Origin of the sequence: Microbacterium oleivorans (assembly GCF_001691565.1) — a bacterium.
GTDB classification, from domain to species: domain Bacteria; phylum Actinomycetota; class Actinomycetes; order Actinomycetales; family Microbacteriaceae; genus Microbacterium; species Microbacterium oleivorans_B.
Genome location: NZ_MAYO01000003.1, coordinates 1836520 through 1861671, shown reverse-complemented (window position 1 = coordinate 1861671; position 25152 = coordinate 1836520). Strand labels below are relative to the sequence as shown.

The window sequence follows — 25152 nt, the reverse complement described above, 5'->3', positions numbered from 1 at the left end:
GGGACGCAACATGTCGGGTGCGCGGCGGCGAGACGACGAATCGCGTCCCCGGGACCGCCGCGGCTCAGTCTGCGCGCACGAGCAGCTCGCCGACCTCGCAGTCGAGCGCGCGGCAGATGGCGGACAGCGTCGAGTACCGGATCGCGCGGGCGCGGTCGTTCTTGAGGATCGACAGGTTGACGACCGAGACGCCGACGATCTCGGAGAGCCGTGTCAGGGTCATTCCGCGCGCGGCGAGCAGTTCGTCCAGGCGACAGTGGATGCCGGTGAGCTCGTCCTCCTCGGCGGGACTCACACGAGCCCCTCGGTGTCGCGTTGCAGCCGCTCGCCCTGCGCGAAGGCGCTCGCCAGCACGGCAGCGGCGACGGCGACCAGCAGGATCGGCAGGAGGGGCAGCAGATCGAGCATGGACAGCGTCTCGAACCGGATGCCGAGGGACTGGAGCGCGTGCTGTCGGCCCATCCCGTCGATGATCGGCCACGCGAACACGGCGATGGTGAGAGTGGCGGCTATCGCCGCCAACGCGCGCGTCGCGCCGCCGGTGAACACGCGCCCCCGGCGCACCGCGAGGGCTACGCGCATCAGCGCCGCGGCGATGACGATCGCGGCGAGGGCGGCCAGCAGGACCGCCGCGATCATCCACGCGCGACCGCCCGCGCCGAGGTCCGGCGCACGGACGACGACCGCGTCCACGCCCGTACGGGCAGAGAGCCCGAGGGCAGCGGATGCCGCATCCGCCCCGACGGTCACGGCAGGGCCTTCGGGGCTCAGGATCTCGGTGATTCGGAATGTGGCGACGGCCAACGCCGCCAGCGAAGCGGCGACGCCGTAGACGATGAGGTCGAGTGCTCCGGTGGTCCGGGTCGCGGTGGACATCAGACGAGCCCCTTCACATCGTTCTGCAGCCGGGAGCCGTAGCGGAGGATCGCGGCGAGGACGGCGAACGCGAGACCGACCGCAATCGGCCAGAAGGGGAAGGAGACCTGCACGGTGGCGGCGGGAACCCAGGCGTCGAACACGTTGTCGATGCCGGCGTAGTCGCCTTCCCAGCCGCCGCCTTTCGAGCCGAACAGTTGCGTCGAAGCGATGCTTCCCGCGATGTCGCCCATGACCTGGGCGGCGACGCCGCCGAAGGCGATGACGGCGCCCGTCGTCGCGGCCATCTTCGCGACGACGGGGGCGAACGCCGCGCCGGTGAGCAGTCGGGAGCATGCGACGGCGACGAACAGCGCTGCGACCCCGGGGATCGCCCAGGCGATCATCTGACTGAGGGCCCACAGCACGCGCGCCGCGACGCCGAGCCCGTCGACGGTGAGGGTCACGCTCGTGAACCCGCCCGAGACGCGGCTCACCTCACCGGTGTCGAGGGTGACCGAGCTGGGGAGCTGAGGCCAGAACTCCTGCACCGGCATCGTGATCGCGACCCCCGGTGACAGCAGCGGCACCAAGAGGTTCGCGAGGGCGCCGGCGGCGGCGACCACCGCCCAGACGACCGCGACGATCCGCGCTACTCGGACGACGGGCGTCGGGTCGGCATCCCGTACGGACCCCTCGCGCCGCTTCTTGGCAGTCGCCAGCGCGAACGCCAGAATCGTTCCCGCGATCAGGAGGACGACGAGAACCGCCCCGACGATCAGCATCCACCGTGCCACGTCACACCAACCCTTCGACGTACATAACGACATTCGTTGTTATCGAGAAACGTTATGCCCGTGGATGCCGCGACCGCAAGCCCCGGCATCCGGTATGCCCACGGCGAACACGGGCATACCGGCATCCCGCCGTCGTTAGCCTCTACGTAAGACGCCGCCAGTGCGTCGAGTGGAGGTGGAGACGATGTTCGAGAGATTCACAGACCGTGCACGTCGTGTGGTGGTGCTCGCCCAAGAAGAGGCGAAGATGCTGAACCACAACTACATCGGCACGGAGCACATCCTCCTCGGCCTGATCCACGAGGGTGAAGGCGTCGCCGCCAAGGCCCTCGAGAGCCTCGGCATCTCGCTCGACGCTGTGCGCGAGCAGGTCCAGGACATCATCGGGCAGGGGCAGCAGCAGCCGACGGGTCACATCCCGTTCACGCCGCGTGCCAAGAAGGTGCTCGAGCTGTCGCTGCGCGAAGCGCTGCAGCTGGGCCACAACTACATCGGCACCGAGCACATCCTGCTCGGGCTCATCCGCGAGGGCGAGGGCGTCGCCGCTCAGGTTCTCGTGAAGCTCGGCGCCGACCTGAACAAGGTCCGCCAGCAGGTCATCCAGCTCCTCAGCGGCTACCAGGGCAAGGAGCCCGCGGGCGTCGCTTCGGGCGCCGGCGAGCAGGCGCAGGCAACGGCCCAGGGCGGCTCCGCCGTCCTCGACCAGTTCGGCCGCAACCTGACGCAGGCCGCGCGCGACAACAAGCTCGACCCCGTCATCGGGCGCGAGAAGGAGATCGAGCGCGTGATGCAGATCCTGTCGCGCCGCTCCAAGAACAACCCCGTCCTCATCGGCGAGCCCGGCGTCGGCAAGACCGCCGTCGTCGAGGGCCTCGCCCAGGCGATCGTCAAGGGCGAGGTGCCCGAGACGCTCAAGGACAAGCAGGTCTACTCGCTAGACCTCGGTTCGCTCATCGCCGGTTCCCGCTACCGCGGTGACTTCGAAGAGCGCCTGAAGAAGGTCACGAAGGAGATCCGCACGCGCGGCGACATCATCGTCTTCATCGACGAGATCCACACCCTCGTGGGTGCGGGCGCCGCCGAGGGCGCGATCGACGCGGCCAGCATCCTGAAGCCGCTGCTCGCCCGCGGTGAGCTGCAGACGATCGGTGCCACGACGCTCGACGAGTACCGCAAGCACTTCGAGAAGGATGCCGCGCTGGAGCGCCGCTTCCAGCCGATCCAGGTGGCCGAGCCGAGCCTGCCCCACGCGATCAACATCCTGAAGGGTCTGCGCGACCGGTACGAGGCGCACCACAAGGTGCAGATCACCGACGGCGCCATCGTCGCCGCGGCCAACCTCTCCGACCGGTACGTCTCGGACCGCTTCCTGCCCGACAAGGCCATCGACCTGATCGACGAGGCCGGCGCCCGCCTGCGCCTGTCGATCCTGTCCAGCCCGCCGGAGCTGCGCGAGTTCGACGAGAAGATCGCCAAGGTCCGCGAGGACAAGGAAGCCGCCAGCGAGGAGCAGGACTTCGAGAAGGCCGCCGCCCTGCGCGACGAGGAGAAGTCGCTCCTGGCCGAGCGTCTGCGCCTCGAGAGGCAGTGGCGCTCGGGTGACGTCGCGTCGCACGCGGTCGTCGACGAGGGTCTGATCGCCGAGGTCCTGGCTCAGGCCACCGGCATCCCGGTCTTCAAGCTCACCGAGGAGGAGACGAGCCGTCTCGTCTTCATGGAGAAGGCCCTGCACCAGCGCGTCATCGGTCAGGAGGAGGCCATCGCGGCACTCTCCCGCACGATCCGTCGCCAGCGTGCCGGACTCAAGGACCCGAACCGCCCGTCGGGATCGTTCATCTTCGCCGGCCCCACGGGCGTCGGAAAGACCGAGCTGGCCAAGGCGCTCGCCGAGTTCCTCTTCGACGACGAGGGCGCACTGATCTCCCTCGACATGTCGGAGTTCGGAGAGAAGCACACGGTCTCGCGACTGTTCGGTGCCCCTCCCGGGTTCGTCGGTTTCGAAGAGGGCGGCCAGCTCACCGAGAAGGTGCGCCGCAAGCCGTTCTCCGTGGTCCTGTTCGACGAGATCGAGAAGGCTCACCCCGACATCTTCAACTCGCTGCTGCAGATCCTCGAAGAGGGTCGTCTGACCGACGGTCAGGGCCGCGTGGTCGACTTCAAGAACACCGTGATCATCATGACGACGAACCTCGGTTCGTCGGCGATCGCCGGTGGTCCCGTCGGCTTCCAGGTCGAGGGCAACTCGCAGACGACCTACGAGCGGATGAAGGGCAAGGTCGACGAGGAGCTGAAGCGTCACTTCAAGCCCGAGTTCCTCAACCGCGTCGACGACGTCATCGTCTTCCCGCAGCTCAACAAGGCGGAGCTCCGCCAGATCGTGACGCTGTTCACCAAGCGTCTCAGCGAGCGTCTGCTCGACCGTGACATGACGGTCGCGCTGACGGATGCCGCCAAGGACCGCCTCATCGAGATCGGGTTCGACCCGACACTCGGCGCCCGGCCCCTGCGTCGCGCCATGCAGCGCGAGGTCGAGGACCAGCTGTCCGAGCGGATCCTCCGTGGCGAGCTGAACGCCGGCGACCACGTCGCGGTCGACGTCGAGAACAACGCCTTCGTCTTCGAGACCACGCGTCAGGAAGGCCGCGAAGCGGTCGGTGTGGGAGCTGCGGGCGAGATCACCGCGAGCCCGGACATCATCGCCGGTTCGTAAGCGACCAGAGCGACGGGGGTCGGATGCCGAGAGGCGTCCGACCCCTTCGTCGTTCAGTGCCGGCGAACCAGGAAGACGTCGACCTCGTCCTCGCTCTCGAGGGTGAAGCCGTGTCGCTCGTAGAGGCGACGGGCGGGGCTTCCCTGCAGGACGTTGAGACGCCAGGGGAGTGGGTGGTCCTCGGCGAGGGCAGCGGCCAGCACCTCGGTGCCGATCCCGGCCCCTTGCACGCGCTCATCGAGGTAGAAGTGCTCGAGCCAGGTGCCGTCGGACGTGGGGCGCGCGGCGATCGAACCGGCATCCGCCCCGTCGATGACGATCACTCGGGTGAGGGCAGGATCGAAGGCGTCCAGGAACCGCTGTCGCACGCGGGTCTCGTCGTAGACGCCGAGGCGTTCGAGGTCGGGACGCATGACCACGGCTCGGAGTTCGGCGATCCACGTCGCGTCATCGGGCGTCGAGGGGCGGGTGGTCCAGCGCATCCGTCCATTCAACCGGGCCTGCGCGTCAACGGATGCAAGGGATGCCGGGCGACACCCGGCATCCGCGGCTCGATCGTCGGCGTGTCGCACTCGATCTATTGCATCCGCGGACGGGCGAGGATGGGGTCATGCTCATCGCAATGGCGGGGTTGCCCGCGTCGGGGAAGAGCGCGCTGGCCGCGCGCATCGCCGGCGAACTGCGTTGCGCGATCCTGTCTGTGGATCCGATCGAGGCCGCGCTCTGGCGCGCGGGGATCGGCCGGGACCAGCCGACCGGGCTGGCGGCCTACGTCGTGGCCGAAAATCTCGCGCGCGAGCAGCTCCGCATCGGTGCCGACGTCATCATCGACGCTGTGAACGACGCCGAGCTCGCGCGGCAGCAGTGGCGGTCGCTCGCCGACGAGCAAGGAGTGGACGTCGCGTTCATCGAGGTGGTGTGCACCGACCAGGAAGAGCATCGCCGTCGCCTCGAGACTCGGCGACGGTCGCTGGCGGGGTTCGTGGAGCCCACGTGGAACGAGGTCCGCGCGCGATCCGCCGGCTTCAACGGCTGGGCCGATGCGCGGCTGACGATCGACTCGACGCTGTCGCTGGAGGAGAACGTTCCGCTCGTGCTCGAACATCTGCGTCGGGTCTGCGGGGGCTGATGCGCGTCGACGGATGCAAGGGATGCCGGGCGACACCCGGCATCCCTTGGTCCGATCGTCGGCGTGTCGGGCGTGGACTCTTGCATCGGCGAACGGGGAGGCTGCCGACGCCGCGCGGGGCATGCGAACGGACCGGGCGCGCCCTCGGCAGCGCCCGGCCCGTCCGGGTCTGTCAGGAGCGACGGTTTCCGAAGACGTCCTTCTCCATGGCGTCGTAGCCCTCGCGTTGCGGGTCGCCGTGCAGGCCGCCCGAGAGGGCGTACTCCTCCTCCGGCGAGAGGATGAGGCGCTTGCGGCCGTAGACGGCGAACCCGATGAAGATCACGACGTAGACGATGATGATCGCCACGATCGCCAGCAGGTACGACGGGTTGAACAGCAGTCCGACGAACACGATCGCGGCGATGATGCCGGCCGAGTACGCGCCGAACAGTCCCCACGGGCTCTTGTACGGGCGCTCGGCGTTCGGGAACTTCTTGCGCAGGATGATGAACGACACCATCTGCAGGAAGTACGCGAGGACCGCGCCCCAGACGGCGATGTTCAGCACGATCGCACCGGCGGGACTCGTGTCGCCACCGGCGGCCTGCAGGATGACGAGCGCGATGAATCCGAGCACGGCGCCGAACGTGAGCGCGACCCACGGGGTCTGGCGCTTGCCCGTGAGCGACAGCCAGCGCGGGTAGTAGCCCGCGCGCGAGAGGGAGTACATGTTGCGCCCGTAGGCGAACATGATGCCCATCAGCGAGGCGAACAGGCCGATGAGGGCCAGCAGCGAAAGGATTGCGGCGGCCTGATCGGGCAGGAACGCCTGGAACCCTTCGAGCAGCGGCTCGGTGGACGGTGCGGTGGCCTCCGCGCCGAGGACGCCCGTGTTGAGGAACAGGACGATGAGGCCCGTCACGATCAGCGTGCCGCGGGCCCAGAGGCCCGCGCGGGGAATGTCGCGGGCGGGGTTGTGCGACTCCTCGGCCGCCAGTGGGAGCTCCTCGATGCCGAGGAAGAACCACATCGCGAACGGCAGCGCCAACAGGACCGCACCGATGCCGTGGGGGAGGAACTCCGAGGCGCCGAACGCCGCCGGGTCGGGTGCGATGTTCCAGAGCGAAGCCCAGTCGAACGCACCCGAGACGAGAGCCATCACGCCGAAGACGACGATGATGCCGATCGAGATGATCGAGACGACGATCGCGAAGCCGAAGGACACGGCGGCGCCTGCCGCGTTGAGGGCGATGAAGAGCGCGTAGAGGATGACCCACCACAGCCACGGCGGCAGGCTGACCCCGGTGAGCAGCGACAGTGCCTTGTCGGCGTACTGCCCTGAGAAGTACACGACCACCGCGGTCGTCGCGACGTACTCGATGGTCTCGGCCAGGCCCGTGGCGAGCCCTCCCCAGGGACCCATCGCCGAGCGCGAGAACGAGTAGGCGCCACCGGTGTGCGGCATCGCGGCGGCCATCTCGCCGATCGAGAAGGTGAGGCCGTAGTACATGAGTACGAGCACGGCGAACGCGATCAGCATGCCGCCGAATCCGGCGAAGCCGATGCCGAAGTTCCAGCCCGAGAAGTCGCCCGAGATGACGGCGGCGACCGCGAGACCCCACAGTCCCCACACTCCGGCCGAGCGCTTCAGCGTGCGTTTCTCGAAATAGCCGTCCTCGGCCCGGGCGTAGCGGACGCCGCCCGTCGTGGTGGGGGTGGTGCTCGGATTCGTCATGAGACCTCCTGGCTACGGGTCGGCGCGCAGCGCGCCGTCGGGTCGGCGCGCTGGCTCACGCCTTGCGGAAGAGTGTGGCGTCTATTGGTATGCCGTGTCTACCTTTGGGATGTAGCGTTCTCGTTACAGACCCGCCACGATCTCGCACAGTGCACGACGGAAGGACGACCGATGCCCGGAAATCTGACGGTGGACGAACTCGCCGACGCGATCGCGGCCGACGAGATCGACACGGTGATCGTGGCCTTCCCCGACGCGCAGGGGCGCCTCGTCGGCAAGCGCGTCGCGGGGCGGTTCTGGCTCGACGAGGTCGCCGGGCACGGTGCCGAGGTCTGCGACTATCTGCTCTCGGTCGACGTCGACGTCAACACGATCGACGGCTACGAGATGTCGGGCTGGGACAAGGGCTACGGTGACCTGGTCCTCCGCCCCGACATGGCCACGCTCCGCCGCATCCCCTGGCAGCCGGCGACCGCGCTCGTCATGGCGGATCTCGAGTACGTGCGCGGCGGCGCGGTGATCCAGTCGCCTCGCGGAATCCTGAACGCGCAGCGTCAGCGCCTCGCCGACCGCGGGCTCGTCGCCTACTCGGGCACGGAACTCGAGTTCATCGTCTTCGACGACTCGTTCCGGGATGCCTGGGCCAAGCGCTACGCAGGGCTCCAGGCATCCACCGACTACAACGTCGACTACAACCTGCTCGCCACGACCCGACTCGAGCCGCTGCTGCGAGACATCCGCCGCGGCATGGAAGGAGCGGGGCTCTACTGCGAGGGCGTGAAGGGCGAGTGTCACGACGGGCAGCAGGAGATCGCGTTCCGCTTCGCCGAGGTGCTCGAAACCGCCGACCAGCAGACGATCTACAAGAACGGCGCGAAGGAGATCGCCGACGCGCACGGCAAGTCTCTGACCTTCATGGCGAAGTTCGACCAGCGCGAGGGCAACAGCTGCCACATCCACCTCTCCGTCCGCGGCGAGGACGGCGAAGCGGTCATGGCGGGCGACGGCGAGCACGGGTTCAGCCCGCTCATGGAGCACTGGATCGCCGGCATCCTCGCGACGTTGAAGGAGTTCACCCTCCTCTACGCGCCGACGATCAATTCGTACAAGCGCTTCGCGAAGGGCTCGTTCGCTCCCACCGGCATCGCGTGGGGCGTCGACAACCGCACGTGCGCGCTCCGCGTCGTCGGGAAGGGTTCTTCGCTGCGCGTCGAGAACCGCGTGCCCGGCGGCGACGTGAACCCGTACCTCGCGATCTCGGCAATCGTCGCGGGCGGGCTGCACGGCATCGAGCACGAGCTCCCGCTGCCCGCGCCGCTCAGCGGCAACGCGTACGACGCCGACGTCGACCACCTGCCGACGACGCTGCGAGAGGCGGCCGACCTCTTCGGAGCCTCCGAGATCGCGCGCGCGGCGTTCGGTGACGACGTCGTCGCCCACTACCTGCACCAGGCGCGCGTCGAGGTCCTCGCCTACGACGCCGCCGTGACCGACTGGGAGCGCATCCGTGGCTTCGAACGTCTCTGATCCCGCGGGCGGCCGCCGCCCCGTCATCGGGCTCACCACCTACCTCGAGCGTGCTGTGCAGGGGGTGTGGGACGTCCGCGCGAGCTTCCTGCCGCAGCAGTACTTCGACGCCGTGACCGCCTCGGGCGGCGTGGCCGTGCTGCTCCCGCCGCAGCCGTCGGCGAAAGCCGCGGCCGAGGTCGTGCTCGACGGTCTCGACGGGCTGATCCTGACCGGCGGGCTCGACGTGCAGCCCGAGCTGTACGGTGCGCCCCGGCATCCGCTCACGGACCCCGCTCGCGCGGACCGCGACGAGTGGGAGCTCGCTCTGCTCGCCGGAGCGCGGGAGCGCGGGATCCCGGTCTTCGGCATCTGCCGCGGCCTGCAGCTGATCAACGTCGCCTACGGCGGCACGCTGCATCAGCACCTTCCCGAAGCTCTCGGCACCGAGCGCTACAAGATCGGTGGCGGCGTCTTCGCCGAGAACACCGTCGAGGTGGATGCCGACACGAAGCTCGCGGGCCTGATCGGCGCCGGCCCCTACACGGTGCACAGCTACCACCACCAGGGCGTCGACCGCCTCGGTGGCGGGCTCGTCGTCACCGCGCGTACGGACGACGGGCTCGTGCAGGCGTTCGAGGCGCCGGGCGACGACTACCTCGTCGCGGTGCAGTGGCATCCCGAGGAGAACTCCGCCGATCGGCGGCTCTTCCTGGGGCTGGTCGCGGCCTCAGATGCGTACGCCGTCTCGCACCGGGGGGCCTCCGCATGAGCGCGTTCACCGTCCTGAACCCCGCGACCGGCGCCGCCGTCCGCGACGTCGCGCTCGCCTCGGTGGAGGAGACGGATGCCGCAGTCGCACGCGCCGTCCGCGCGCAGCGCGCGTGGGCTGAGCTCGCCCCCGTCGCCCGCGCCGATGCGCTCCGGAACTTCGGACGTGTCGTCGAGGACCACGTCGAGGAGCTCGCGCAGCTCGAGGTGCTCGAGGCGGGGCATCCGATCTCGTCCGCCCGGTGGGAGGCGTCCCACGTCGCCCAGGTCCTGAACTATTACGCGGGGGCACCGGAACGCCTGATCGGCAGCCAGATCCCCGTCGCCGGCGGACTCGACGTGACCTACCACGAGCCGTACGGCGTCGCCGGAATCATCGTGCCGTGGAACTTCCCCATGACGATCGCGGCGTGGGGCTTCGCCCCCGCGCTCGCCGCCGGCAACGCCATCGTGCTGAAGCCCGCCGAGCTCACCCCGCTGACCGCGATGCGACTCGGCGACCTCGCGCTCGAGGCGGGGCTCCCGGACGGCGTCTTCACCGTCATCCCCGGTGCCGGTCCAGTCGTCGGCGCGCGGTTCGTGTCGAATCCCGACGTGCGCAAGGTCGTCTTCACCGGATCGACCCGCGTCGGCACCGAGGTCGCCGCAGGCTGCGCGCGCGAGCTGAAGCCCGTGACGCTCGAGCTCGGTGGCAAGAGTGCCAACATCGTGTTCGCCGACGCCGATCTCGAGGCGGCCGCCGCGGCCGTCCCCGGGTCGGTCTTCGACAACGCCGGGCAGGACTGCTGCGCCCGCAGCCGTCTGCTCGTCGAGCGCTCGGTGTTCGACCGGTTCCTCGAGCTCGTCGAACCCGCCGTCGCCGCGTGGCAGGTCGGCGATCCGAACGATGAGGCCACCGAGATGGGACCGCTCATCTCCGCCGCGCAGCGCGATCGCGTCGCCGGGTACGTCGACGGGTCGGACGTCGCGTTCCGCGGTGCGGCGCCCGAGGGCGACGGGTTCTGGTTCGCGCCGACCGTCGTGCTCGCCGGCCGCGGCGACCGCATCGCGACCGAGGAGGTCTTCGGACCCGTCGTCGCGGTGCTGCCGTTCGACGACGAAGCCGATGCGATCGCGCTCGCCAACGACACCGTCTACGGGCTCGCGGGCTCGATCTGGACGCGCGACCTGGGGCGCGGCATCCGCGTGTCCCGCGGTTTGCAGAGCGGGGTCTTGTCGGTCAACTCGCACTCGTCGGTCCGCTACACGACCCCGTTCGGCGGCATGAAGGCCTCGGGTCTCGGCCGCGAACTCGGACCCGACGCGGCCGAGCACTTCACCCAGACCAAGAACGTCTTCTACGCCACCTCCTGACCCGGAAGGACCCCCATGGACCTCACCCAGCGCCTGCGCGACCGCGTCGCCATCATCACCGGCGGTGCCAGCGGCATCGGCCTCGCGACCGCGCGCCGGTTCGCCGCCGAAGGAGCCCGCGTCGTCATCGCCGACCTCGACCCGGTGACCGGGCAGAAGGCCGCCGACGAGGTGGTCGGCGTCTTCCGCCAGGTGAACGTCGCAGACCAGGCATCCGTCGACGCGCTCTTCGACGGTGTCGCCGCCGACCTCGGTTCGGTCGACATCGCCTTCAACAACGCCGGCATCTCTCCCGCCGATGACGACTCGATCGAGACGACCGAGCTGCCCGCGTGGGACAAGGTGCAGGACGTCAACCTTAAGAGCGTCTACCTCTGCTCGCGTGCGGCGCTGCGTCACATGGTGCCCGCGGGCAAAGGGTCGATCATCAACACGGCGTCGTTCGTCGCGCTGCTCGGCTCGGCGACGTCGCAGATCTCGTACACCGCCTCCAAGGGCGGCGTCCTTGCGATGACCCGCGAGCTCGGCGTGCAGTTCGCGCGGCAGGGCATCCGCGTCAACGCGCTCTGCCCGGGACCGGTGAACACGCCGCTGCTCCGCGAACTCTTCGCGAAGGACCCTGAGCGCGCACAGCGTCGCCTCGTGCACGTGCCGATGGGCCGCTTCGCCGAGCCGGAGGAGCTGGCGGCGGCCGTCGCGTTCCTCGCCTCGGACGACTCGTCGTTCATCACCGCGAACGCGTTCGTCGTCGACGGCGGCATCACCAACGCCTACGTGACGCCGCTGTGACCCGCGCCGCGTCGTCGCCGGACCTCGGCCGCACCGTCTACCGGCCGGTGCGCGGCGGCAACGCGCTCGAAGACACCGTCTCGCGGCTCGTGCAGACCGTGCGGCTCGGCGTCGTCGCGCCAGGGGAGTCGCTCCCCTCGGAGCGCGACCTCGCGGAGCGGTACGGCGTCAGCCGCGACACCGTGCGGCAGGCGATCGGCGAACTCGCCGACGCCGGGTACGTCGCACGTCGCCGCGGTCGGTACGGCGGCACGTTCGTCGCCGACCCGCTGCCCGTGCCGGCGGGGCCGGTGGACGCCGCCGAGCTCGAGGACATCCTGGGCCTGCGCCGTGTGCTCGAGGCGGGAGCCGCCCGCGCCGCGGCGTCGCAGGATCTGACGGATGCCGCCCGCTCCGCGCTCGAGGAACGCCACCGCGCGACCGTGGGAGCCGCCGAGGGGGAGTACCGCCGGCTCGACTCGCTGCTGCACCTGGCGATCGCGGAGGCCAGCGGCATCCCGTCACTGCTGCCCCTGGTCGTCGAGAACCGGGCCCGCATCAACGCCTGGCTCGACACGTTCCCACTGCTGCCGCGCAACATCGAGCACTCCGACGCGCAGCACGAGCGGATCGTCGCGGCGATCCTGGCGGGCAAGCCGGACGCCGCCGAGGCCGCCGTGCTCGAGCACCTCGCCGGGTCCGAGGCGCTGCTGCGAGGGTTCCTAGGCTGAGGTGGGGTGACGGACGTCCGACCGCTGGGGCTGATGTGGCGTTCGGAGCCGCGCCGGGCCGCACCTGCACCTGTGGTCGTGCATCCGTCACCCGCCGACTGGTGCCGACCGGGCGAATCTGGTGTGCTGAGCGGTGATGATGCGGCCCGGGGTGATGCAGCGGCGCGGTGTCGCGGAGGCGGCCGGGTGGGGTGCGGCCCTCGCTCTCGCGCTCATCGCCGTGGCCGTCGTCGCCTCGACGAGTCCGTGGCTGCTGTACCGCGACGGGGACTCGGTCGTCGTCGCGCTCGTGGCGGACTCGCTGCGGCGCGGGGACCCGCAGGACTGGGCGCTCTCGCCCGTGCTCTTCCTGCCCGAGACCGCGGTCTACGCCGCGCTGTCGATGTTCGGGCTCGGGACGACCGGGACGCTCACGCTCAACTCCGTCGTCAACCTGCTCGCCGTCTACGGCGGCATCCGCCTGGTCGCCGGTCGCTTCCGGGCGGGCGCGCGCCCCGTGACGGGGAGTGTTCTCGCGTTCGCGGCGTTCGTCGTGCTGATCGTCCTCGAAGTGCCCGACGGGATGCCGGGGTTCCACCTCGCGCTCCTGACGGCGACGACGACCTACTACTCGGCGACGGTCGTCGGCACCCTCGTCGTCGTGGGTCTGTTCCGGCGTCTGCTGGACGGTGCGCCGGTCGCCTGCGTCGTACCGGTGATGACGGCAGTCGTCGTGATCTCGATGCTCACGAATCCTCTCGTCGCCGTGTGGTGCGTGCTGCCGATCATCGGAGTCGTCGGCATCCTCCTCCTCGGCCGCCGCATCACGCCGCGTCTCGCGTTCGTGGCGATGCTCGCGGTCGCGGGTGCGGCGGCGGGCGGCTACCTGCTGCGGGCCCCCTTCGCCGGCAACATCGTCGCGGCGGGTGGGAACTACCTTCGCCCGGACCAGGCCGGTGCCGCGGTCGCGCACCTCGCCGAGGCGACCGGCGCAACGGTGTCGCGGTGGAACGGCGTGCTCTGGTTCGCCGGCCTCCTGGCGCTCGTCGCCGCGAGCATCATCGTGGGGCTGCGGGCGTGGCGCCGACGCGACGCCGCCGTCATCGCGGTGTGCGCGGTGGCGGTGGCCGCGCCGGTCGCGTCGGCGGTTCTCGTCGTCGTCGCGGGGACGGATGCCGACCGCTACCTGCAGCCGTGGGCGTTCCTGCCGATCCTCGTTCTCGCCGTCCGCCCTCCCGCCCTCTCGGTGCCCCGGGCGGCGGGAGTCGTCGTCGCGGGTGCGCTCGCGGTCGGAGGCATCGCCGCCGTGCCCGTCGCCGTCGCGGCAGCGGGCAGGGGAGACACCGACCTCTCCTGCGTGACGCGGTGGGTGGAGCGGTCCGGGCGGACCGGCGCCGGCCAGTTCTGGACCGTCCGCGCGCCCAAGCTGGCGCTCGCCGATCCGTCGCAGCTGATCCAGGTCGACAACACGCTTCGCCCGTACGACTGGCTCGTCAACCGCGCGGAGCGTCGCGGGCCGGTCACTTTCCTGGTGGAGGATGCCGCCTCCGTCCCCTTCGTGCTGCCCGGCGGCGCGGTGGTAGCCGACACGGTGGAATGCGGGCGCTACACGATCCTCGATTTCGGCTCGCGTGTGCTGCCGCTCGGCGCGCCCCGGAACTGATGCGCGCGGTCGGGCCCGCGCGCGGCGTCGACGGATGCAATGGATGCCGGGGGACACGCGGCATCCGCTCGTCCGGCGACGGCGTGTCGCGGCCGAACTATTGCATCCGCGAACGCTTCGCGAACTCGAGCGCGCGCCGCACCCTCTCATCGGCCGCAGGGGGCACGACGCCCGCGGCAAGACCGGCGTACAGGTACTCCGAGAACGACAGCTCACCGGCCACGACCCGCTGGGCGACCTCGTACGTCAGCCCCAGCGCAGCCGCGATGTCATGCGCGGTCACGCCGTGCTCGAGCGCGTCGTCGATCGCGGCATCCGCCGTGCGCGCCCTTTCGGACAGAGCGGATGCCGCGGCGACAGCGGCATCCCGCGCGGCACCCAGTTCGAGATGATCCATCCCCGAAACCTAGCCGAGCGGGGCGACGTCGACCTGCACGCGCAGGGTCGAGGTCTTCGCCTCGGTGAAGATGATGCCCGTCACCGGCGAGACGTCGCCGTAGTCGCGGCCCCAGGCGACCGTGACGTACCGATCGTTCGCCCACTGGTTGTTCGTCGGGTCGATCGCGAGCCACTGGTCTGTGCCCGGCAGCCAGACGGCGAGCCACGCGTGCGACGCATCTGCGCCGAACACGCGCTCCTTGCCGGGCGGCGGCTGCGTCGCGAGGTACCCCGAGACGTAGCGCGCCGCGACGCCGTGCCCGCGCAGGCACGCGAGGGCGACGTGGGCGAAGTCCTGGCAGACACCCGCCCGCTTCGTCATCGCGTCTGCGACCGTGCTCGTCACGGTGGTCGCCGTCTTGTCGTAGTCGAAGTCGCGGAAGATCCGCTGCATCAGGTCCGTCGCCGCCTCGCCGATCGGCCGGCCCGGCGTCAGCGACTCCGCGCCGTAGGCGACGGCCGCCTCGACGTGCGCGACCCGGGCCGACTCGAGAGCGTATTCCGTGGCCTCGACGGCCCCGGGCATGTCGGGATGCCGCAGCGGCCGCGCGAGCTCCCACGGCTGCGCGAGCGCCTCGGCGTCGTACTCGGGCACCGTGACCGTCACCTCGCTGGTGGCTTCGATCGTCAGGGCCTCGTGCGGGTCGGTGACGTGGAAGTAGGTCGACGAGTTGCCGAACCAGTCGGTGCGGGGAGAGACGTCCCCGGGAAGCGGGTCTACCGTCACGTCGGAATCCGCGATCCGCTGCCACGGCAGCTCGCGCGGGCGCAGGTGGAACTGGCCGATGCTGTCCTGGACGGCGTCGCTGTACGTGTAGGCGGTGCGATGCCACACGCGATACCGAGTCATGCGCGCACGCCCATCAGCTCGACCAGCGACAGTTCGGTCATCGACACCGGCGGCGGGCCCGCCTCGAAGTGCAGGTCGCCGATCGCGTCGGAGAGCTGCTCGAGCTGGGTGCGCACCCCGTCGAGGCCGTCCACGAGCCGCTCGCGACGGCCGCCGACGACGGCCGTCATCTCGAGCACCTCGACCTCGGCGAGCTCGGTTTCGAGCTGGTCGAGCAGACGCTCGGCCCTTGAGGAGCCCGTCGAGGCGGGCATCGCCGCGAGGTGCTCGCGGAGCGTCTGCAGCGAGAACGCGAGCGAGCGCGGGTTGCCCCGATCGAGCAGCAGCAGCTCGGCGACGTCCGCCGCACGCATCGCCCCGCGGTAACGGCGGCGGTGGGTGACGACGCTTTCGGCCGACAGCAGCAACGACTCGAGCACTTCGCGATCGGTGCGCGGGCTGCGGCTGGCCGACAGCGCGGACGATAAGAGGGTCGTCAACTGGAGCCCGCGCTCGAGGTAGCGACCGGCCTCCATCATGTGCCAACCGGGGTCGCGGATCATGTTGGCCGTCACGCCGTACAGCGACAGCATCGACGCGAGCATGCGTCCGGCCGACTCGGCCGTGCGGTGCGCGTGCGACGAGGTGCGCAGTGCCCGCACCGCACGCTCGATGTTCGAGAACACCCGCCACGTGTCGCCGGAGAGCTGGTCGCGGACGCCCTCCATCGCGTCGCGCAGCCTCGCGATCGAGTGCGCCGCCGAGCCGGGACGGGCGGCATCCAGCAACAGCGACCGGAACTCCGCCTCGGGGTCCGACGCGCGCGTGCCGGCCAGCGTGTGCAGCGCCGCGAGCAGGACCCGCACGCTCTCACTCGCGCGTGCGGCGGTGTGCGCGCCGGGCTGGTCGAGCGCGGCCTGCGTGGCGATCACGAGGCGCAGCAGATCCTCGGCGCGCTCGGCGTAGCGCCCCGTCCAGTACAGGTCGGACAGGGCGCGCGGCGCGAGGGTCGGGTCGCTGCGCGTCGTCGGGAGGGATGCCACGTCGGCGATCCCCTGGTCGGGTTCCGCCTCGTCCGACTTGAGCACCCACACGTCCTTCGTGCGCGGCGCCGCGTCGGGCGCGGTGCGGATCGTGGCGAGGCCGCCCACGAGCGGCCGATACGTCGATCCGAAGCGGATCGCGAAACCCCGGAGGGTGACGGGCAGAGCGGATGCCGCGCCCCCGGCATCCCACACCGGGACCTGTGAGAGAGGCAGCTGCCCGACCGCGGCGAAGCGGTGCGGCTCGCGGTCGAGGCGCGCAAGGACCGCACGGTCGGCGGGACCGAGACGGCGGCGCGGATCGTCGATGAGCCCGACGGCGAGGGTCGGATCGCCGGCAGTGAGCCGCGGCAGCACCTCGGCGCGCGCGTCGGGATCGCCCAGCCACCAGGCGGGAACGGAGGGGAGGCGCAGCTGCTCTCCCAGGAGCCGTTCGCACACCGCCGGCAGGTAGGGCAGAAGCGCGGGGTTTTCGAGCACGCCCGCCCCGAGGCCGTTCACGACCCGCACGCGTCCGCGTCGGACGGCCTCGGCGAGGCCCGCGACGCCGAGGCGCGATCCGGAGCGGAGTTCGAGCGGGTCGCACCACTCGGCATCCACTCGACGGAGGATGACGTCGACGCGTTCGCGGGGCGAGCGCTGCGGCCAGCCGGCGGGCTTCATCCAGACGGCCCCGTCTCGGACGACGAGGTCGCTGCCCTGAACGAGGGGGAAGCCGAGCGCGTTCGCGATGAACGCTTGATCGAACGCCGTCTCGGACAGGGGACCAGGTGAGAGGACGACGATCCGCGGGCTGTTCGTCGCATCGGGGGCGGCGGCGATGAGCGCGGCCCGCAGCGCAGCGAAGTAGGGATCCATGCGGTGCAGGGCGCCCTCGTCGAGAAGGTCGGGCAGCACCTGCGAGATGACCCGGCGGTTCTCGGCCGCGTAGCCGAGTCCGGAGGGCGCCTGCACGCGGTCGGCGAGTACGTGCCACTCGCCTGACGCGTCGCGCCCCAGATCGGTGGCCGACAGCAGGAGGTCAGGCGGAAGGCCCTCCTCGCCCGGTCGCGCCATCGCGCGGAGGAAGCCGGCATGGCCGAAGACGACGGCCGCGGGAACGATGCGTTCGCGGAGCACCACCTGGGGTCCGTACAGATCCGCCAGCAGCGCGTCCAGGAGTTCGGCGCGCTGGGCCAGGCCGACGTCGAGGCGCGCCCAGCCCACGGCATCCAGGACGAACGGCATCGGATCGAGCTGCCACGGCTGCAAGTCGTCGCCGGAGCGGGCGTACGAGACGCCGTCGTCGGCGAGGAAACGCGAGATCTCGCCGTCGACGCGCTCGAGCTCGTCGCGGGTGAGCCCGAGGGCGAGAGAGGCGAGACCCTGCCACGCAGGACGCAGTGCGCCGTCGGCGTCGACGACCTCGTCGTAGCGCGGTGTCATCGACGCGAACGGCAGCGTCGGTTGCGACACGGCCGCGGCGTAGTCACGGAGCACACTCACGGGGTCCCCTCCCTGCGTCCAGCGTAGGCGTACCGGACCGCCGGATTCGCGCGGGGCGGCGCGTGCAGGGCGAATACAGTGGAACCCATGACGGGATCGGACGCGACCTTCACCGTGCGCCCCGCGCGGACCACGGACGTCCCCCGCATCCAGGAGCTCCTCGAGCCGTGGGTGCAGCGGCGCATCCTCCTCGGCAAGGAGCGCGTCACCCTGTACGAGACCGTGCAGGAGTTCGTGGTCGCCGAAGCCGGAGATCGGCTCGTCGGCTGCGGCGCCCTCCACGTGATGTGGGAGGACCTCGGCGAGATCCGCACCCTCATCGTCGCCGACGACTGGCTGCACCGGGGAGTGGGCGGCGCTGTCGTCGACCTCCTGGAGGAGAACGCGCGCGCCCTCGGGCTCAGCCGGCTGTTCTGTCTGACCTTCGAGGTCCCGTTCTTCTCCCGTCGCGGCTTCGCCGAGATCGGGGAGCAGGTCGTGGCACCCGACGTCTACTCGCAACTCCTCCGCAGCCCCGACGAGGGTGTCGCCGAGTTCCTCGACCTGGCGCACGTGAAGCCCAACACCCTGGGCAACACCCGGATGCTCAAGCAGTTGTAGGCGCGCCGGGCCGGCGGGCGAAGACCCCGTGCGTACCCTGGACGCGTGAGCAGCAACGCCCCCCGCCGCCGGCCGTCCCCGGCCGTCTACCGCCGACGGCGGCTGGCCGTGCTGCTCCTCGCCGTCCTCATCGTCGGCGGCATCGTCGCGCTGGTGGCGTGGCAGCCGTGGCGTGCGATGACGGATACCGCGTCCCCGCCTACCGGGGGAGCCCCGGCATCCGCCGGCTCCACGCCGACGCCGGCGCCGAGCGCAGGTGCCGCCCCCGCGACGCCGTCGAGCACCCCGAGTCCCCGGGTGACCACATCGGCGGACGGAGACGGCGAGCAGACGGATGCGACGCCGAGCGATGTGCCTGCGTGCACGACGGGCGATGTGACGGTGACCGCAGACGTCGACAAGAGCTCGTACGGGACGGGGGAGCTGCCCAAGCTCTCGATCACCCTCGTCAACGACACGGACGAGCCCTGCCTCATCAACGTCGGGACGGCTGCGCAGACGTTCGAGATCACGAGCGGCAGCGACACCTGGTGGCGATCCACCGACTGTCAGACCGAGCCGAGCGACCAGGTCGTCCAGCTGGATGCCGGCAAGACCGTCACGAGCGCGAGTCCGATCGTCTGGGATCGCACCCGGTCGTCGGTGGACACGTGCGACGCTGATCGGCAGAAGGCCCTCCCCGGCTGGTACAACCTCTCGGTCACCATCGGCGGAATCGGCTCAGCGGAGCCCGCCTCGTTCACGATCAAGTGAGCCACCTGACGCACCGGGATTTCTGAGAACTTTCTCATCTCCGATCGCCCTCGCGGGGTGTTCCGGGGCGACCCTCGACGCGTACCCTGGGGTTCAGCTCCCGGTGGTCACCCCCGTCGTCCCCAGCGACGGAGTCCCGCCCACCCCCAGAAGCGGGACCTCGGATCCCCCGGTTGCCGGTGAGCGATGGGCCCTCTCGACTTCTCCAGTCCCCAATGGGGAGTTCGAGGGGGCCCCCTTACGTTCCGGTGCTCGGCGCGGCGATCCGCGGCATCCCGCTTAGGCTGAGGGGATGGCTGGGAAGAAGCGCGAGAAGAAGCCGCTCGAGTTCCGCAACACGGCGCTGGCCGATGCTCTCCAGACGCAGGACATGGCTGCCCTCGCGTTCGCACTGCGGCACGGTCCGACCGTCGTACCGCTCCTGCGTCCGGGTGCCCGTGACGACCCTCGGGATTCCGGCGAGGTGTGGACGTACCGCGACCCCGCCACCGGCGACGTCGCTCTGTTGCTGTTCAGCGATGCGGCGAACAAGCCCGCGACGCTTCCGCCGGGCGTCGGCCTGCAGTCTCCGGCCTGGCTGCGCGCCTTCCTCGGCACGTACGGCGAGGAGATCACGACGGTGTTCTTCGACATCGCCGGTCCGCACCCCATGCAGGCCGCACCGGCGGACCTCATAGCCGCGCTCGACGCCTGACCCGCTCAGAAGTCGGGTCGGTCGTCCGGCCGAGGAGCGTGGTGGCGCGACCGCTGGACGAGGGCGTCCCGCAAGGTGCCGGCGCCCGCGTCGATCACGGCCTTGTAGCCCAGCCGTGCCGCCTCGGAGCGCCGCTGATCGTGCTGGGTCACCCGGCGGATCTCGCCCGACAGGCTCAATTCGCCGATCGCCGCGAGTTTCGCAGGGTTCGGCCGCTCGGACGCCGCGCTCGCGATGGCGAGGGCGATGGCGAGGTCGGCGGCCGGCTCGGTGAGACGCACCCCGCCGACGGTCGAGACGTAGACGTCCTGGTCCGACAGCTTGATGCCGGCCCGCTTCTCGAGTACCGCGAGCACCATTGCGACGCGGGCGCCGTCGACCCCGCTCACGATCCGCCGTGGGTTCGGGGCCGAGGTGTGCAGCGTCAGGGCCTGCACCTCGACGGGCAGTGCCCGCCGGCCCTCGAGCGCGACCGTCACGCACGTGCCGGGTTCGCTGGGACGGTTGCTGAGGAAGAGCGCGCTCGGATCGGGTACCTCGGCGATGCCGTCGCCCGCCATGTCGAAGCAGCCGACCTCGTCGGTCGCGCCGAACCGGTTCTTGAGGGCCCGCACGAAGCGCAAGGAGGTCTGGCGGTCGCCTTCGAAGTGGCAGACGACGTCGACGAGGTGCTCGAGGATGCGGGGTCCGGCGACCTGGCCGTCCTTCGTGACGTGACCGACGATCACGACGGGCAGGTCGCGCTCCTTCGCGACGCGGATGAGGGTGGATGCCACCTCCCGCACCTGGCTCGGCTGCCCGGCGGCACCGTCGATGAGACCTGATGAGACCGTCTGCACCGAATCGACGATGAGGAGGTCGGGGCGCACGTCGTCGACGTGCCCGAGGGTCGTCGCGAGGTCCGTCTCGCTCGCGAGGTAGAGCTCGTCGTGCAGGGCGCCGGTGCGTTCGGCGCGCAGCCGGACCTGGCTGAGGGACTCCTCCGCGCTGACGTAGAGGACCCGGCGACCGGCGCGCGCGCTCTGCGCGGCAACCTCGAGGAGGAGAGTCGATTTACCCACCCCCGGCTCGCCGGAGAGCAGGATCGCGGCGCCGGGGACGATGCCGCCGCCGAGGACGCGATCGAACTCCCCGACGCCGCTCGAGCGTCGCGGCGTCTCTCTCGTGTCGATCTGCGTGATGGGCCGGGCGCTGCGTGTGGGGGCGATCGGGGTGACGGTCGCCGTGATCCCGGTCTGCGTGGTCGCCTCGACGACCGTGCCCCACTGCTGGCACTCGCCGCACCGGCCGACCCACTTGGCGGTCGTCCACCCGCACTCGGTGCAGCGGAAAGCCGCGGTCGGGGCGGGTCGTCGTGAAGCCATGTGATCAGGCTAATCGCGGCATCCGACATCGCTTCCGCAGATGTTCTTGCGGCTGCACCCCGTATGCAATATATTGCGTATCGCAAGCGTTACGTCAGACAGCACCCCGATCCGGGGGCACGACATCAAAGGAAGAGATTCATGAACACCGCAGACATCACGAACGTCGTCCTCGTCCACGGAGCCTTCGCAGACGGCTCCGGCTGGCGCCGTGTGTACGACCTCCTCACCGCTCGCGGCTTCCGCGTGTCCATCGTCCAGAACCCGCTGACCTCGCTCGAGGCCGACGTCGCCGCGACCACTCGAGTCCTCGACCAGCAGGACGGACCTGCCATCCTCGTCGGCCACTCGTGGGGCGGCACCGTCATCACGCAGGCGGGCACCCACCCCAACGTCGCCGGGCTCGTCTACGTCTCGGCGCTGATCCCCGATGCGGGGGAGTCGTCCGGGCAGCAGTACGAGGGCTTCGCGGCCACGCCCGAGTTCGTCATCGACGTCCGTGAGGACGGGTACGGCTACCTCGCCCGCGATCACTTCCGCGCCGGGTTCGCCGCCGACATCGACGAAGCGGATGCCGCCTTCCTCGCCGACAGCCAGGTGCCCGTCAACATGTCGGTGTTCGCCGAGCCCGTCACCGCAGCGGCGTGGCGCGACAAGCCGAGCTGGGCCGTCATCGCCACGGAGGACAAGGCGTTCGATCAGGCGATGCTGCAGCACATGGCCTCGCGGGTCGGAGCACAGATCACGAACGTCCCGGGCAGCCACGCACTGTTCATCTCGCAGGCCGACACGGTCGCGAAGGTCATCGCCGACGCCGCAGGCTCCGCGCACTGACCCGTCGACGAGGGATCGAGGAGGAGTCGAGATGAGCGTCGCCCCGTTCGCCGTTCCCCTGTGGGTCGAGCTGCTGGCCGCGGGACTGGGCGGACTCCAGGGCGCGCTCGTCGCGGCGGAGCACCGGCATCAGCGCATCGATGTGCTGGGTGTGCTCGTCATCGGACTCCTCGTCGCCCTCGGGGGAAGCTTGCTGCGCGATGTCGTCCTCAATCAGCCGCCCGTCGTGATCTGGCAGAACTGGTACCTGCTCGTCGCGGCGGGAGGGGCTCTGGTCGGGATGGGGGTGCAGGCAGTCGTGTCCCGGCTGACATGGCCGCTGACCGTCCTCGACGCGATCGTCATGGGCATGTTCGGCGCCATCGGTGCCTCGAAGGCGCTGTCGCTCGGCGTGGGTCCGGTCGGCGCGGTCGTCGTCGGGGTCCTCGGCGCGATCGGAGGCGGGATGCTCCGCGACGTCGCGCTGAACCTGCCGTTCTCGTTCCTGCAGGTGAGCACGCTCTACGCGATCGCTGCCGCGGGCGGGGTGGTCGTGCTCGTCGTGCTGAACGCATTCTCGGTGCCGATCCTCGTCGCGGGGCTCGTGTGCATCGCGGTCACGGTGACGGTGCGCGTCGTCGCCGTCGCCTTCGGATGGACCTTTCCCGAGCCGGGCACGCTCCGGCGGCGACCGGCCTGAACTGAGGGCTCAGCGGAGCGACGCCGCCACCGCCCCCAGGGCGTCGGCGGAGCGGTGGAAGAGCGCCAGCTCGTCGTCCGAGAACGACGTCTCGAGGATCGGGCGGGCGCCCGCGCTGCTGACGACGGAGGGCACCGAGAGCGCGACGCTGTCGACGCCCTGGAAGTCGCTCAGCACCGTCGACACCGGCATGACGGCGTGCTGGTCGCCGAGGATCGCTTCGACGATCCGGGCGCTCGACAGGCCGATCGCGTAGTTCGTCGCTCCCTTGCCGCGGATGACCGTGTAGGCGGCATCCCGCACATCGACGGCGATACGGTCGAGCTCCAGGGCCGTGAACGGCGGCTGGCCGTCGAGCGGCTGCCAGTCGAGGATCGGCACGGTGCCGATCGTCGCGCGCGACCAGTGCGGGAACTCGGTGTCGCCGTGCTCGCCGACGATGTAGGCGTGGACGCTCGAGGTCGACACCCCCGCACGCTGGGCGAGCTTCCACCGCAGGCGCGACGTGTCGAGCACGGTGCCCGAGGCGAAGATCCGCTCGGGCGGCAGCCCGGTGACCTCCTGCCCGATGACCGTGAGCACGTCGCACGGGTTCGTGACGATGACGTAGACCGCGTTCGGGGCGACCTCGAGCAGCTCGGGCAGCATCCGCTTGAGGATGCCGGCGTTCACTCCGGCGAGCTCGGTGCGGGTCTGCCCGGGGTTCTGCTTAGCCCCCGCGGTGATGACGACGACGTGGGAACCCGCGGCGACCGAGACGTCCGAGCCGCCGGAGATGTCGCTCGATCCGGTGAACTGCGCGCCGTGGGCGAGGTCGAGGACCTCGGCCTCGACCTTCTCCGCAGCAATGTCGTACAGGGCGACGTGCCGGGCCGATCCGCGAATGAGGGCGGCGTAGGCGACGCTCGATCCGACGGCGCCCGCGCCGACGACGGTCAGTTTCGAGTTCTCGATGACGCTCATACCGCCAGTGTGGCAGTCGACGGATGCCGCAGGCCCGCATCCGGCCGTGGAAATCAGGTGGCCTGCGCGTCGGCGGTGACGGGCCTCCGGATCCCGAGGAACGAGACCACCGCACCGGCCGCCATCAGCAGGGCCGTGACGAGCGCGGCGCGGTGGAAGCCGTCGAGGTCCAGCGCGCCGCCGATGATGACGGCGAGGATCGCGATGACGACGAGTCCGGCGATGCGCGAGACGGCGTTGTTCGTCGCCGAGGCGATGCCGGAGCGCTCGCCGCCGATAGCGCCGAGGATCGTCGACGTCAGCGGCGAGACCGTGATGCCGAGCCCCAGACCGAAGACGACGAGACCCGGCAGGACCTGAGTCCAGTAGTCGAAGTCCTCGCGGGCGGCGAGCAGCATCAGCGCGCCGACCGCCATGACGAGCGGGCCGACCGTCATGAACAGGCGTGGGCCGAACCGGTTCACCCACCCGCCCACAACCGAGCTGAGCGCGATCAGAGCAACGGTCGTCGGCAGGCTCGCGAGCCCGGCGAAGGTCGCGCTCAGCCCCGCGCCCTGCTGCAGGTAGACCCCGACGACGAAACCGTTCAGCGAGAGCGCCGCGTAGATGAAGAAGGTGGCGAGGTTGCCGGTCCAGAAGTTCCGGACGCGGAAGATCCCCAGCGGCAGGATGGGCGAGCGCACCGTGCGCTGACGAAGCAGGAACGCCGTGAACAGGAGGATGCCGGCGGCCAGCGGCATCCAGATCGCCGGATGCGCCCACCCCAGGTTCGGCTGTTCGATGAGCGCGAAGACGATGCCGCCGAGGCCCAGGGTGCACAGGGCCGCGCTCACGAGGTCGATGTGCGCGTCGTCGCGGCGGTGGTCGACGTGGCCGAGGCGGGACAGGAGGACGAACGTCACGACGATCGGGAGGATGTTGACGAGGAATGCGAACCGCCACGACAGCAGGTCGACGAAGAGGCCGCCGATGAGGGGGCCGGCGAGGTTGGCGGCCGTCGTCCACGCGGTCCATTGGCCGATCGCCCGGGCCTGCGCCGGTCCGTTCAGCAGCGACGTGATGAGGGCGAGCGAGCTCGGTACGAGGAATGCGCCCGCGGCGCCCTGCAGGGCCCGCGCGATGATCAGTACGACCGGATCGGGTGCGAGACCGACGCCGATCGACGCGATCCCGAAGCCGATCAGCCCGATCCGGAGGACGAGCACGCGACCGAACGCGTCGCTCACCGACCCCGCGAACAGGATGAGGGAGCTCAGAGTGAGGAGATAGGCATCCACCGCCCACTGCTGCGTGGACAGTCCACCGCCCAGCTCATCGCGGATGGCGGGGAGTGCGACGTTGACGACCGTGCCGTCGAGGAACGCGACCGCCGAGGCGAGGGCTGCGATCGCGACGATCAGCCCGAACCGGGGGGATGTCGTCGGAGCGTTCACAGGCTCACGTTACGCCCGGGCTGGGGGTCAGCGGGGGCTCGAGCCGACGGGACCTGTC

Annotated in this window: 24 protein-coding genes; 13 read left to right on the top strand and 11 right to left on the bottom strand. The window is 70.5% G+C overall.

The window, feature by feature from the left end; genetic code table 11:
- Nucleotides 1–64 precede the first annotated feature (64 nt).
- Genes BBA86_RS11705 through BBA86_RS11695 form a run of 3 tightly spaced genes read right to left on the bottom strand, consistent with a single transcriptional unit; the run spans nt 65 to nt 1652 of the window.
- A complete protein-coding gene (locus BBA86_RS11705; RefSeq protein WP_036310673.1) occupies nt 65–295 on the bottom strand; it encodes a helix-turn-helix domain-containing protein in 231 nt (76 codons plus the stop codon).
- Nucleotides 292–876: a DUF2975 domain-containing protein gene (locus BBA86_RS11700; protein ID WP_065571723.1), complete on the bottom strand. Its 585-nt coding sequence runs from the start codon at nt 874–876 to the stop codon at nt 292–294. The genes BBA86_RS11705 and BBA86_RS11700 overlap by 4 nt, the downstream gene beginning before the upstream one ends.
- Complete coding sequence (locus BBA86_RS11695; RefSeq protein ID WP_223247082.1) at nt 876–1652, bottom strand: hypothetical protein; 777 nt, start codon at nt 1650–1652, stop codon at nt 876–878. The genes BBA86_RS11700 and BBA86_RS11695 overlap by 1 nt, the downstream gene beginning before the upstream one ends.
- A 184-nt stretch (nt 1653–1836) precedes the next feature.
- Between BBA86_RS11695 and BBA86_RS11690 the strand changes: the two genes are divergently transcribed.
- Complete coding sequence (locus tag BBA86_RS11690; RefSeq protein WP_065572287.1) at nt 1837–4362, top strand: ATP-dependent Clp protease ATP-binding subunit; 2526 nt, start codon at nt 1837–1839, stop codon at nt 4360–4362.
- Between the two features lie 53 nt (nt 4363–4415).
- Here the strand turns inward: BBA86_RS11690 and BBA86_RS11685 are convergent, their stop codons facing one another.
- On the bottom strand, nt 4416–4844 hold the full coding sequence (locus BBA86_RS11685) for a GNAT family N-acetyltransferase (protein WP_065571721.1): 429 nt from the start codon (nt 4842–4844) through the stop codon (nt 4416–4418).
- Between the two features lie 128 nt (nt 4845–4972).
- Here BBA86_RS11685 and BBA86_RS11680 point away from each other — a divergent pair, with 128 nt between their 5' ends.
- Nucleotides 4973–5491 (top strand): AAA family ATPase, encoded by a 519-nt coding sequence (locus tag BBA86_RS11680; protein ID WP_065571720.1) that lies wholly within the window; start codon nt 4973–4975, stop codon nt 5489–5491.
- A gap of 172 nt (nt 5492–5663) precedes the next feature.
- Here BBA86_RS11680 and BBA86_RS11675 read toward each other — a convergent pair whose 3' ends face one another.
- Entirely contained in the window at nt 5664–7208 is a 1545-nt protein-coding gene (locus BBA86_RS11675) for an amino acid permease (protein ID WP_065571719.1), read from the bottom strand.
- A gap of 171 nt (nt 7209–7379) precedes the next feature.
- Between BBA86_RS11675 and BBA86_RS11670 the strand changes: the two genes are divergently transcribed.
- From BBA86_RS11670 to BBA86_RS11645, 6 genes are all read left to right on the top strand, one after another.
- On the top strand, nt 7380–8735 hold the full coding sequence (locus BBA86_RS11670) for a glutamine synthetase family protein (protein ID WP_065571718.1): 1356 nt from the start codon (nt 7380–7382) through the stop codon (nt 8733–8735).
- Nucleotides 8716–9486, top strand: coding sequence for a gamma-glutamyl-gamma-aminobutyrate hydrolase family protein (locus BBA86_RS11665; protein WP_065571717.1), 771 nt, complete (start codon nt 8716–8718; stop codon nt 9484–9486). The genes BBA86_RS11670 and BBA86_RS11665 overlap by 20 nt, the downstream gene beginning before the upstream one ends.
- Complete coding sequence (locus BBA86_RS11660) at nt 9483–10838, top strand: aldehyde dehydrogenase family protein (protein WP_065571716.1); 1356 nt, start codon at nt 9483–9485, stop codon at nt 10836–10838. Before BBA86_RS11665 ends, BBA86_RS11660 begins: the two co-directional genes overlap by 4 nt.
- Nucleotides 10839–10853: 15 nt before the next feature.
- Nucleotides 10854–11627, top strand: coding sequence for a 3-oxoacyl-ACP reductase (locus BBA86_RS11655; protein WP_065571715.1), 774 nt, complete (start codon nt 10854–10856; stop codon nt 11625–11627).
- Complete coding sequence (locus BBA86_RS11650; RefSeq protein WP_065571714.1) at nt 11624–12337, top strand: FadR/GntR family transcriptional regulator; 714 nt, start codon at nt 11624–11626, stop codon at nt 12335–12337. The genes BBA86_RS11655 and BBA86_RS11650 overlap by 4 nt, the downstream gene beginning before the upstream one ends.
- A 154-nt stretch (nt 12338–12491) precedes the next feature.
- Nucleotides 12492–13979: a hypothetical protein gene (locus tag BBA86_RS11645; protein ID WP_065572286.1), complete on the top strand. Its 1488-nt coding sequence runs from the start codon at nt 12492–12494 to the stop codon at nt 13977–13979.
- Nucleotides 13980–14076: 97 nt separating this feature from the next.
- Here the strand turns inward: BBA86_RS11645 and BBA86_RS11640 are convergent, their stop codons facing one another.
- From BBA86_RS11640 to BBA86_RS11630, 3 genes are read right to left on the bottom strand one after another with little or no spacing between them, the layout of a single operon-like run.
- Nucleotides 14077–14376, bottom strand: a complete 300-nt coding sequence (locus BBA86_RS11640) for a hypothetical protein (RefSeq protein WP_065571713.1) — start codon at nt 14374–14376, stop codon at nt 14077–14079.
- Nucleotides 14377–14385: 9 nt separating this feature from the next.
- Nucleotides 14386–15267: a transglutaminase N-terminal domain-containing protein gene (locus tag BBA86_RS11635; RefSeq protein ID WP_065571712.1), complete on the bottom strand. Its 882-nt coding sequence runs from the start codon at nt 15265–15267 to the stop codon at nt 14386–14388.
- Nucleotides 15264–17774: a circularly permuted type 2 ATP-grasp protein gene (locus BBA86_RS11630; RefSeq protein WP_065571711.1), complete on the bottom strand. Its 2511-nt coding sequence runs from the start codon at nt 17772–17774 to the stop codon at nt 15264–15266. The genes BBA86_RS11635 and BBA86_RS11630 overlap by 4 nt, the downstream gene beginning before the upstream one ends.
- A gap of 87 nt (nt 17775–17861) precedes the next feature.
- On the opposite strand from BBA86_RS11630, the gene BBA86_RS11625 reads away from it, so the two are divergent.
- The 3 genes from BBA86_RS11625 (at nt 17862) to BBA86_RS11615 (ending at nt 19821) form a co-directional block, all read left to right on the top strand.
- Nucleotides 17862–18374, top strand: coding sequence for an amino-acid N-acetyltransferase (locus tag BBA86_RS11625; RefSeq protein WP_065571710.1), 513 nt, complete (start codon nt 17862–17864; stop codon nt 18372–18374).
- Nucleotides 18375–18419: 45 nt separating this feature from the next.
- Nucleotides 18420–19127: a hypothetical protein gene (locus BBA86_RS11620; protein ID WP_317614750.1), complete on the top strand. Its 708-nt coding sequence runs from the start codon at nt 18420–18422 to the stop codon at nt 19125–19127.
- 292 nt (nt 19128–19419) lie between these two features.
- The gene (locus BBA86_RS11615; RefSeq protein WP_065571708.1) at nt 19420–19821 is read left to right on the top strand and encodes a dehydrogenase; all 402 of its coding nucleotides are present in this window, start codon (nt 19420–19422) and stop codon (nt 19819–19821) included.
- 5 nt (nt 19822–19826) lie between these two features.
- Here the strand turns inward: BBA86_RS11615 and radA are convergent, their stop codons facing one another.
- Nucleotides 19827–21185 carry a DNA repair protein RadA gene (gene radA, locus BBA86_RS11610; protein WP_065571707.1) on the bottom strand — a complete coding sequence of 453 codons (1359 nt, stop codon included), beginning with the start codon at nt 21183–21185 and terminating at the stop codon, nt 19827–19829.
- Nucleotides 21186–21326: 141 nt separating this feature from the next.
- Between radA and BBA86_RS11605 the strand changes: the two genes are divergently transcribed.
- Together BBA86_RS11605 and BBA86_RS11600 are read left to right on the top strand one after the other, a co-directional pair.
- The gene (locus BBA86_RS11605; protein WP_065571706.1) at nt 21327–22019 is read left to right on the top strand and encodes an alpha/beta fold hydrolase; all 693 of its coding nucleotides are present in this window, start codon (nt 21327–21329) and stop codon (nt 22017–22019) included.
- A 31-nt stretch (nt 22020–22050) separates the two neighbouring features.
- Nucleotides 22051–22698, top strand: a complete 648-nt coding sequence (locus BBA86_RS11600; RefSeq protein WP_065571705.1) for a trimeric intracellular cation channel family protein — start codon at nt 22051–22053, stop codon at nt 22696–22698.
- Nucleotides 22699–22707: 9 nt separating this feature from the next.
- Here the strand turns inward: BBA86_RS11600 and BBA86_RS11595 are convergent, their stop codons facing one another.
- Together BBA86_RS11595 and BBA86_RS11590 are read right to left on the bottom strand one after the other, a co-directional pair.
- On the bottom strand, nt 22708–23661 hold the full coding sequence (locus BBA86_RS11595) for an L-lactate dehydrogenase (RefSeq protein ID WP_065571704.1): 954 nt from the start codon (nt 23659–23661) through the stop codon (nt 22708–22710).
- 53 nt (nt 23662–23714) lie between these two features.
- A complete protein-coding gene (locus BBA86_RS11590; protein ID WP_065571703.1) occupies nt 23715–25094 on the bottom strand; it encodes an MFS transporter in 1380 nt (459 codons plus the stop codon).
- Nucleotides 25095–25152: the final 58 nt, after the last annotated feature.